This window comes from Kurthia sp. Dielmo (assembly GCF_000307285.2).
GTDB lineage: Bacteria > Bacillota > Bacilli > Bacillales_A > Planococcaceae > Kurthia > Kurthia populi.
In genome coordinates this window covers 1-440 of record NZ_CAEP01000208.1, presented here as the reverse complement: position 1 = coordinate 440, position 440 = coordinate 1, and the positions used below count along the sequence as shown (strand labels likewise).

The 440-nt window shown below is 33.6% G+C and carries 1 pseudogene; it reads left to right on the top strand.

Annotated features, from left to right (window positions below):
• Positions 1-185: 185 nt before the first annotated feature.
• A pseudogene (locus KTHG_RS00265) lies at positions 186-440 on the top strand (Fis family transcriptional regulator); the annotation flags it as partial.

The following is a 440-nucleotide window of genomic DNA, read 5'->3' as shown; positions in this document are numbered from 1 at the left end:
TGGCAAAATGGCAAGGTGGTTCGTACAGAACTAGCATATAGTAGAAAACTTTGATATTATAAATTTAACTTAATAAACATAGAGCTGATCAGGAACAACCGGGAGCACTAAAATGAACGCAAGTATTTATTGCGCGCATTTAGTGTTCCCTTTTTTTGTTCAATTTGTTCATAGGGGGAACGAAAATGAATGATTTAATCCAAGAATATAAACGTACTTTAAAAGATACAAAGACATTATTACCAATACGAAAAACAAAATTACTACGTGCTAAACAGATTCAAGATATGGAAGAAATAAAGCGATTAGAGAATGAAATCAAGACCATTAATAGTTGGATTAGTAATCTACAATACGTTATTCAATGGTTACGAACAGGCAGACAACCAGGCACTACAAGAGGTGTTGAAAGACGTGCAGTATACGAAAGAGAAATACCA